This window comes from Pseudomonas sp. 05N434 (assembly GCF_056396965.1).
Window position 1 is genome coordinate 1 of the sequence record NZ_JBFTMK010000189.1, and the last position, 8,224, is coordinate 8,224.

The following is an 8,224-nucleotide window of genomic DNA, read 5'->3' on the forward strand; positions in this document are numbered from 1 at the left end:
GCCCAGCGGCGGGCGTTTGACGCTTTCATGACTGGGTCACCAGACCCAGCGCAATACCACGCACAGCGGCCTGGGTGCGGTCGGCGGCGCCGAGTTTGCCGATGACCCGTTCCACATGGGCTTTGGCCGTGCCGGTGGTGATGCCGAGTTTTGCACCGATTTCACGGTTGCTCATGCCGCTGGCCACCAGCCCCAGCACCTGGCGTTCCCGTGGGGTCAGGGTTACGGGGGCGGCGCCGCTGGCGTTGCGCTCGGTCAGGCGGCGCAGCAACTGCGCGCTGACTGAACTGTTGAGGGCCTGCTCGCCGGCGGCGACACGTTGCAAGGCGTCGATCACTTCGTGGCGACTGGCATCCTTGAGCAGATAGCCCACAGCACCGGCGTTCATGGCGGCTTCAAGGTGATCGGGGCTGTCGTCCATGGTGAACATCATCACTTTCAGGCTCGGCAGGCGCTCTTGAAGCAGGCGTGCGGCGCCCAGCCCGTTGAGCACCGGCATGCGGATGTCGAGGATGACGATGTCGGGCAAAAGACGTTCACATAAGTCCAGTGCTTGCTGGCCATTGCACGCCTGGCCGACCACTTCGAATTGCGTCAGGCCGGCGAGCAACGAGACGAAGCCGGTGCGCGTGACTTCATGGTCGTCCGCGACCACCAGTCGTATAACGTCAGTCATTGAGGGGTTCCATTCAGGCCGGAGGGGACGGTGGCGCGCAGTTGCGTTCCGCCGTGCGCATGGCTGATGCAGGTGAACTCGCCGCCCAGCAGGCTCGCGCGTTCCTGCATCGCGGCAAGCCCCAGGTGCCGGGCGCCGCAGGTATCGAGGGGTTGTTCCATGGCAAAGCCCTGGCCGTTATCGTCCACCCGCAGCGAGGCGTGTCCGTCATGCAGTTGCAGCGCCAGCACGACGTGGCTGGCCTGCGCATGTTTGAGAATATTGTTGATGCCTTCCTGGGCGATCCTGAACAGGGCGATCTCCACCTGGCTGGGCAAACGTGCTTCGCAACGTGCACTCCAGTTCACTTTGATCCCGGCCTCGCGCAGGCGATCGGCCTCTTTGTCGACCGCTTTCAGCAAGCCAAAGTCGTCGAGCACCGTCGGACGCAGGCCACGGATCAATTGCCGGCCTTCACCGACGCAATGCTGGGCCAGTTGAAGAATCGTCTGTAAGTCCGCACTGAGTTCGTCGGGCAATGGCGGGCAGCGACCGGCAAAACCTTGCAGGCGTTGATGCAGCCCGGCGAGGGTTTGTGCCAGGCCGTCGTGCAGGTCGTAGGCCATGCGTTTGCGTTCGTCTTCCTGTGCCCGGAACAGTCGGTGGACCAGATCGGACATGGTGCGCTCGCGGGCCACCAATGCGTCGAGCAAGCGCTGGTTTTCCAGGTGCGCGGCGAGCAGGGTGGCGAGCAGTTGCAGGGATTCGAGGTCTTCGGTGTCCGGTGCGCTGATGCTGACGCTGTTGGCCAGCACCAACGCACCGAAGGCGGCACCATCGCCACCGCGTAAAGGCACCCGCAACACATTGGGCAGATCCGCGCTCGGCTGTTCCTGCCATTGCGGTGCGCACATCGCGGTGTCGGCGAGGTGCTCGAGGCTGTGCAAACGATCGCGGCTGCCGTGACTGGCGGTGGTCCGGACCTGCGCATCCACGTCCCATTCCAGCAGTAGCGCGTGGTCCATGGCCAGGAAGGCGCAGGCCCGTTGCAGCACCCGTTGGCGCATGGCCTCGGGAGCCAGTTGGGTCAGCTCCTGGCCGGTATCCACCAGCAGCCGCAGCCGCGCGGCGCGACTTTGCGACTGCCGATATTGAGTGCGAATGGCCAGGGCGCTACCGGGGTCATGATCAGGGTTTTGCATGGGGGCAGGTTCCGGCGCCGGCACGCCCGTTCGGGCAGGGGCGTTATTAAACCTTGTTAGCGGGGCAGGGCGCTATCTGCCGAATGGCATAGGCAGATGGCTCCGGTTGGCCGATGGCGGGCCGCGTTCAGGGCGGCACAGTGTGCCCATCGACCATCATTGGAATAGCGCAATGAAATTCAAGACCTCGACCATCGCCCTGTTATTCGCCCTGACCGCCCCGTTGGCTCAGGCGTTGGAAGCGGTGCCTTACGTTTACAGCAGCGTGGCGCAGCAACCGACCAGCGCGAAGGATCGTGAAATCGCCGCCCTGTTTGACCATTGGAACAGCGCGTTGAAGAGTGGCAATGTTCAGAGCGTGGTCGACCTGTATGCGCCGAACGCGGTGCTGCAACCGACGGTTTCCAATCAGGTGCGCACCACGCCGGCACAGATCAAGGACTACTTCGATCACTTCATGGCGCTCAAGCCGGTAGGGCTGATCAACTTCCGTGAGATCCGCCCATTGGGCGCCAACGTGGCCATGGACAGTGGCGTCTACACCTTTACGTTGACCGAAGCCGATGGCAAGACCCGTCAGGTGCAGGCGCGTTACACCTTCGTTTATGAGCAGGTGGGCGGTCAGTGGAAGATTCTCAACCACCACTCTTCGGCGATGCCGCAAACGCAGGTGTTGCACGCGGGGAAATAAAAAGAGGATGTGCCAGACCGACACGGCCCACTGTAGGAGCGAGGCTTGCCCGCGAAGGCGTTCTCAAGTACGCCAAAAGCTTCGCGGCAAGCCTCGCTCCTACAGGTTGATCTGCCCCCAAAAGTTGGACACCAATCCTGATTGTGGGGTCAGATCAATGCTCAGTTCAACGCCAGATCGTCCTCAGGCTGCTGCCCGCGAGCCTGTGCCGCGCGTTGCAACCGGCTGGCGATCAAGGTGTTCTTCAACAGATAKGCAATGGTCATCGGCCCGACGCCACCGGGAACCGGGGTGATCGCGCTGGCGACGGTGCGGGCGCTGGCGTAGTCGACATCGCCCACCAGACGGTTGCCGAACTCGCTGGTGATGCGGTTGATGCCGACATCGATCACCACCGCGCCGGGCTTGAGCCAACTGGCATCGATCAACGTTGGCCGGCCCACCGCGGCGACCACGATATCCGCCAACCGGCACAACGCCGGGGCATCGACGCTGCGCGAGTGCACCACGCTGACCGAACAATTGGCCTGCAGCAGCAAGGTCGCCATCGGTTTTCCGACGATGTTCGACCGGCCGATGACCACCGCGTGCAAGCCACTCAAGTCATCACCGCAGGTTTCGTGCAACAGACGCATGCAGCCGCTGGGCGTGCACGGAGTCAGCACTTCGATGCCTTGCACCAGCCCGCCAACGTTTTCCCGGTGAAAACCGTCCACGTCCTTGATCGGGTCGATGGCATGAATCACTGCCTGCTCATCGATAGGGGCCGGCAAGGGCAGTTGCACCAGGATGCCGTTCACCGTGGGATCGGCATTGAGTTGTGCAATCAGTTCCAGGACCTGGGCCTGGCTGGCGGTTTCCGGCAGGCGGTATTCCAGGGAGCGGATACCGACTTCCTTGGCGCGCAGCAGTTTATTGCGCACATACACATGGCTGGCCGGGTCGTCGCCGACCAACAAGACCGCCAGGGCGGGGTAGATCTGTTGGCCAGCCAGGGCCAGAACCTCTTCCCGGACCTCATCGAGAACCTTGGCAGAAATGGCTTTGCCGTCGATATCGCGGGCAAATGTGGGGGTGCTGCTGATCAAGAGAGTCACCGTTGTCTTGATTGAATGGGGGTGAAGTGATCATCGCGGCGTCTTCACGCGCCGATGATCCATCAGAGACATGCAGGCAAGGGTGCTCAGGCTATCAGGTGAGGGCAGGCATACGCCACCGGAACACCAGCCTGCGATCAGACAGGCTGGGATCGAACTCTCAATGCATCTTGCTGTGATCAGGCATGCCGAGCGCCTGAGTCTCGGCGTCAACGGTGATCGTCTCTTTTTCGCCCTTGGCGTTTTCCACGGTCAGGGTCAGGGGCACTTTGCCGCCTTCCTTAACCTGGGCCGTCAAATCCATCAACATGATGTGATAGCCATGGGGATCGAAGCTTACCGGTTTGCCGGCCGGCAGCGCGACGGACTCGACCTGGCTCATGCTCATCACATCGTCTTTCATGCTGGATTGGTGAATTTGCACGGTGTTCGCTACCGGCGACTGCACGCTGAGCAGTTTGCTATCGCTGTCGGCCTGCAGGGTCATGAAGGCGCCGGTCGAATGCTGACCAGCCACCGTCGCGCGGACCCAGGCGTCGCTCACCTGGGTTTGAGCGGACACCTGCCAGGCCATGCCAATCAGGGAAAGACCCAGGACCAGTTGTTTGATACCCAGCTGTTTAATACGTGGTGCGCAAATCGAAGTCATCAGCAGACCTCCATGACGGTGAGCAGGTCTTCTGCACACTCTTTAGCGGTAAGGGACGCGGACAGCCCCAGGCGCAAATTGCCTCGGGAGTCGAAAACGAAGCTGGTCGCGGTATGGGAGAGGGTATAGGTCGAACCGCTCGGGATCTTTTCATAGAACACACCGAACTCCTTGGCGGTGGCGGCGGTTTCTTCCAGCGTACCGTACAGCGCCTCGAAACTCGGATCGAAGGCCTTGACGTAAGCGTCGAGCATTTGCGGCGTATCGCGCTCGGGGTCCAGGGTGATGAAGATCACTTGCAGGCGTTCGCCATCGCGGCCCATCAGTTTTTTCGCCTGTGCCGCACGGGCCAGCGTCGTCGGGCAGACCGCCGGACATTGGGTGAAACCGAAGAAAACCATCGGCATCAGGCCCCGATAGCTGGTCAGCATCCGGGATTCGCCCTGGGCGTCCTTGAGCTTGAAGGTACGCCCCATGATCTTGTCACTGAGGTCCTTGCCGTACTTGAACGACAGCTTGCTGCTGTCATCGCAGCCAGCGAGCAGGCCGAGGCTCAGCAGGCTCATGCCGCGCAGGACCGTGCGACGGGTATACAACGTACTCATGAACAAAAGCATCCTGTGTAGCGACCGGGAATCTACAGTGGCTGATCAATCAGACGAAAAAAAGCGCATGGATGTTAACAAACTGTTGCCCTGTGACGCTTAATCGATGGCTTGGCGGCATGCGCCAAAAGGTCGCGGCCTCGATATATCTGAAAATACAAATACGCGATGCTGCTGAAGGCAACGCTTACCCGGGCCGGTAAGTTGAGCAGCGACGAGCCGCAATTACTGATTTGACGACTGCTGCGCAGCCGAACGCAGCCTCGCAGGCTCGGCAGCTGCTACAGATCGGCATTGACGCTTGCCCGAATGGCACCGGGAAATGCCCGGCAGGGTGTAGCGCATGCACTTTTAAAGAGCCATGCCTGACAACATGCACCAGTGCGAAGCGGTTTCCTGAGCTGTTCCTTCCTTCAGTCCCAACGTCCGCCCACCCGCTCGCGGGGGCCTGCAAAGTTGACTCGCGCCTGATGAGACCCGCCCGGGGCGCGGTCTTTATCAAACTCTCCCATCGTTCAGCCGTCGGTTTTCCAGAACTGAGGAAGTCATGCGCTACGGACTGGCACAAAGGCTGCATTCTCCCTTCAGCCTCATCTGAAAAAGAGGGGCAGCCCACTCGATCAACGAAGATCGACCGGCCGGGCAGGTCGTGGGCAACATCGGTGGATCAGGCGAAGGCGCCAGGTCGAACACCGCGAAGAACAGGCAAAGACGCCTGAAACCGAGAGGTTTCAGGCGTTTTTTTTTGCTTTTTTATCCGTGATTGGCTTTGGCTGGGTGCTTACTATGAATTCCAATGTTGCCGCATTGAACAAACTGCAAACGCTGATCGTGATCGGCAATGGCATGGTCGGACATCATTGTGTCGAGCAGCTCATCGAGCGCGGCGCCCTCGACCATTACCGCCTGCATGTCTTCAGCGAAGAGCCGATGCGTGCCTACGATCGTGTGCATCTGTCCGAGTATTTCGGCGGTCGCGATGCCGAATCGCTGGCCCTGGGCGAAGCCTCCCTGTATCAAACGCCGGGCGTCACCCTGCATTTGGGTGTGCCGGTGCTGGAAATCGACCGCGCCCGGCGCCAGGTGATTACCGCGCAAGGTTGCGTCGCCTACGACAAACTGGTTCTGGCCACCGGCTCTTATCCTTTCGTGCCACCTATTGAAGGTGCCGAAGGCGACTCGCGCCTGGTGTATCGCACTCTTGAAGACCTCGACGCGATTCGTGCTGCGGCGGCCAATGCCCGGCGTGGCGTGGTGGTCGGCGGTGGCCTGCTCGGTCTGGAGGCCGCCAACGCCCTGAAAAGCCTGGGCCTGGAAGCCCATGTGGTGGAGTTCGCCCCGCGCCTGATGCCGGTGCAGCTGGACGAGCAGGGCGGTCTGGCGCTGAAGGCGCAAATCGAGCGGCTCGGTGTGGGTGTGCACCTGTCCCGTGGCACGCAGTCGATCAGTGCCGGCGAGCAGTACCGCTACCGGATGAATTTTGCCAACGACGAATTTCTTGAAGCCGACCTGATCGTGTTCTCCGCCGGCATCCGTGCGCAAGATGCATTGGCCCGCCAATGCGCGCTGGACATTGGTCCTCGCGGCGGCGTGGTGATCGACGACCAGTGCCTGACCAGCGACCCGAACATCTACGCCATCGGCGAGTGTGCCGCCTGGAATGGCAGCCTCTTCGGCCTGGTCGCCCCCGGTTACCAGATGGCCCGTGGCGTGGCGTCGCTGCTGTGCAATCAAGCCGCCGAGCCGTTCCAGGGCGCCGACATGTCGACCAAGCTCAAACTGCTCGGTGTTGACGTCGGCTCCATCGGCGATGCCCATGCCCAGACACCGGGCGCGCGCAGTTATCAGTTCATCGATGAAGCGACGGCCAGCTATCGCCGCCTGGTGGTGGATGCCGACAGCAAGCGTGTACTTGGCGCAGTGTTGGTCGGCGACAACAGCTATTACGACACCTTGCTGCAATACATGCAGAACGGCATTGCCTTGCCGTCGGAACCGGCCAGCCTGATTCTGCCGTCGTCCGCCGGCACGCCAACCCTGGGCCCGGGCGCGTTGCCCGAGTCGGCAACGGTGTGCTCGTGCCATAACGTCACCAAGGGCTCGATCTGCTCGGCCATCGATGGCGGCTGCACCGACCTGGGCCTGCTCAAGTCGCAGACCAAGGCGTGCACCGGTTGCGGCGGTTGCGCGGGGCTGCTCAAGCAAGTCTTCGAGCATGAACTGATTGCCCGTGGCGTCAGCGTCGACAAGAGCCTGTGCGAACACTTCGCCTACACCCGCCAAGAGCTTTATGCGCTGGTGCGGGTAGAAGGGGTGATCACTTTCGAAGAGCTGCTGGCCAAGCACGGCCGTGGACACACCGGTTGTGACGTGTGCAAACCGGCGGTGGGCTCGATCCTCGCCTCGTGCTGGAACCAGCCGATCATGGACGCCTCGCTGGTGCCGTTGCAGGACACCAACGATACCTTCATGGCCAACATGCAGAAAAACGGCACCTATTCGGTCGTGCCGCGCATTGCTGGCGGTGAGATCACTGCCGACAAACTGATCGCGATCGGCGTGGTGGCGAAGAAATACGACCTCTACACCAAGATCACCGGCGGCCAGCGGATCGACCTGTTCGGCGCGCAGTTGCATCAGTTGCCGGACATTTGGTCCGAGCTGATCGAGGCCGGTTTCGAAACCGGGCACGCCTACGGCAAGTCGACCCGTACCGTGAAGTCTTGCGTGGGCAGCACCTGGTGCCGTTACGGCGTGCAGGACAGCGTGAAAATGGCCCTGACCCTCGAAGATCGCTACAAAGGCCTGCGCTCGCCGCACAAGCTCAAGTTCGCCGTCTCCGGTTGCACCCGTGAATGTGCCGAGGCGCAGAGCAAGGACGTGGGCGTGATCGCTACCGAGAACGGCTGGAACCTCTATGTGGCCGGCAACGGCGGCATGCGTCCGCGTCACGCCGAGTTGTTCGCCACCGACCTGGACGATGCAACCCTGATCCGTTACATCGACCGTTTCTTGATGTTCTACATCCGCACCGCCGATAAATTGCAGCGCACCTCGGTGTGGCGCGAAAGCCTGGAGGGCGGGCTGGATTACCTCAAGGACGTGATCATCAACGACAGCCTGGGGCTTGGCGCAGAACTTGAGTCGCAGATGCAACTGGTGGTCAACCGCTACGAATGCGAATGGGCCAATGCCCTCAAAGACCCGGAAAAACTCAAGCGCTTCCGCACCTTCGTCAACGATAAACGCCCGGACCCGGACATTCATTTTGTCCAGGAGCGCGGTCAGCGCCGGCCGATCATGGCCGCCGAACTCAACCTTATCC

General features: G+C 61.5%; 7 protein-coding genes. 2 read left to right on the forward strand and 5 right to left on the reverse strand.

Going from position 1 to position 8,224, the window contains the following annotated elements; all coding sequences use genetic code 11:
• Positions 1-25 precede the first annotated feature (25 nt).
• Both AC1DLB_RS14020 and AC1DLB_RS14025 read right to left on the reverse strand, forming a co-directional pair.
• Complete coding sequence (locus AC1DLB_RS14020; RefSeq protein WP_096480281.1) at positions 26-676, reverse strand: response regulator; 651 nt, start codon at positions 674-676, stop codon at positions 26-28.
• Complete coding sequence (locus tag AC1DLB_RS14025) at positions 673-1,857, reverse strand: sensor histidine kinase (protein ID WP_477743179.1); 1,185 nt, start codon at positions 1,855-1,857, stop codon at positions 673-675. The genes AC1DLB_RS14020 and AC1DLB_RS14025 overlap by 4 nt, the downstream gene beginning before the upstream one ends.
• 172 nt (positions 1,858-2,029) lie before the next feature.
• Here AC1DLB_RS14025 and AC1DLB_RS14030 point away from each other — a divergent pair, with 172 nt between their 5' ends.
• On the forward strand, positions 2,030-2,548 hold the full coding sequence (locus AC1DLB_RS14030; protein WP_064617629.1) for an SgcJ/EcaC family oxidoreductase: 519 nt from the start codon (positions 2,030-2,032) through the stop codon (positions 2,546-2,548).
• A gap of 161 nt (positions 2,549-2,709) precedes the next feature.
• On the opposite strand, the gene AC1DLB_RS14035 is transcribed toward AC1DLB_RS14030, so the two are convergent.
• The 3 genes from AC1DLB_RS14035 to AC1DLB_RS14045 form a co-directional block, all read right to left on the reverse strand.
• The gene (locus AC1DLB_RS14035; protein WP_477743178.1) at positions 2,710-3,636 is read right to left on the reverse strand and encodes a bifunctional 5,10-methylenetetrahydrofolate dehydrogenase/5,10-methenyltetrahydrofolate cyclohydrolase; all 927 of its coding nucleotides are present in this window, start codon (positions 3,634-3,636) and stop codon (positions 2,710-2,712) included.
• Between the two features lie 169 nt (positions 3,637-3,805).
• Positions 3,806-4,294 (reverse strand): copper chaperone PCu(A)C, encoded by a 489-nt coding sequence (locus AC1DLB_RS14040; RefSeq protein ID WP_018929004.1) that lies wholly within the window; start codon positions 4,292-4,294, stop codon positions 3,806-3,808.
• The gene (locus tag AC1DLB_RS14045; RefSeq protein ID WP_018929005.1) at positions 4,294-4,899 is read right to left on the reverse strand and encodes an SCO family protein; all 606 of its coding nucleotides are present in this window, start codon (positions 4,897-4,899) and stop codon (positions 4,294-4,296) included. Before AC1DLB_RS14045 ends, AC1DLB_RS14040 begins: the two co-directional genes overlap by 1 nt.
• A 786-nt stretch (positions 4,900-5,685) precedes the next feature.
• On the opposite strand from AC1DLB_RS14045, the gene nirB reads away from it, so the two are divergent.
• Positions 5,686-8,224 (forward strand): nitrite reductase large subunit NirB (gene nirB, locus AC1DLB_RS14050; RefSeq protein WP_477785149.1); only part of this gene is annotated, 2,539 nt, incomplete at its 3' end.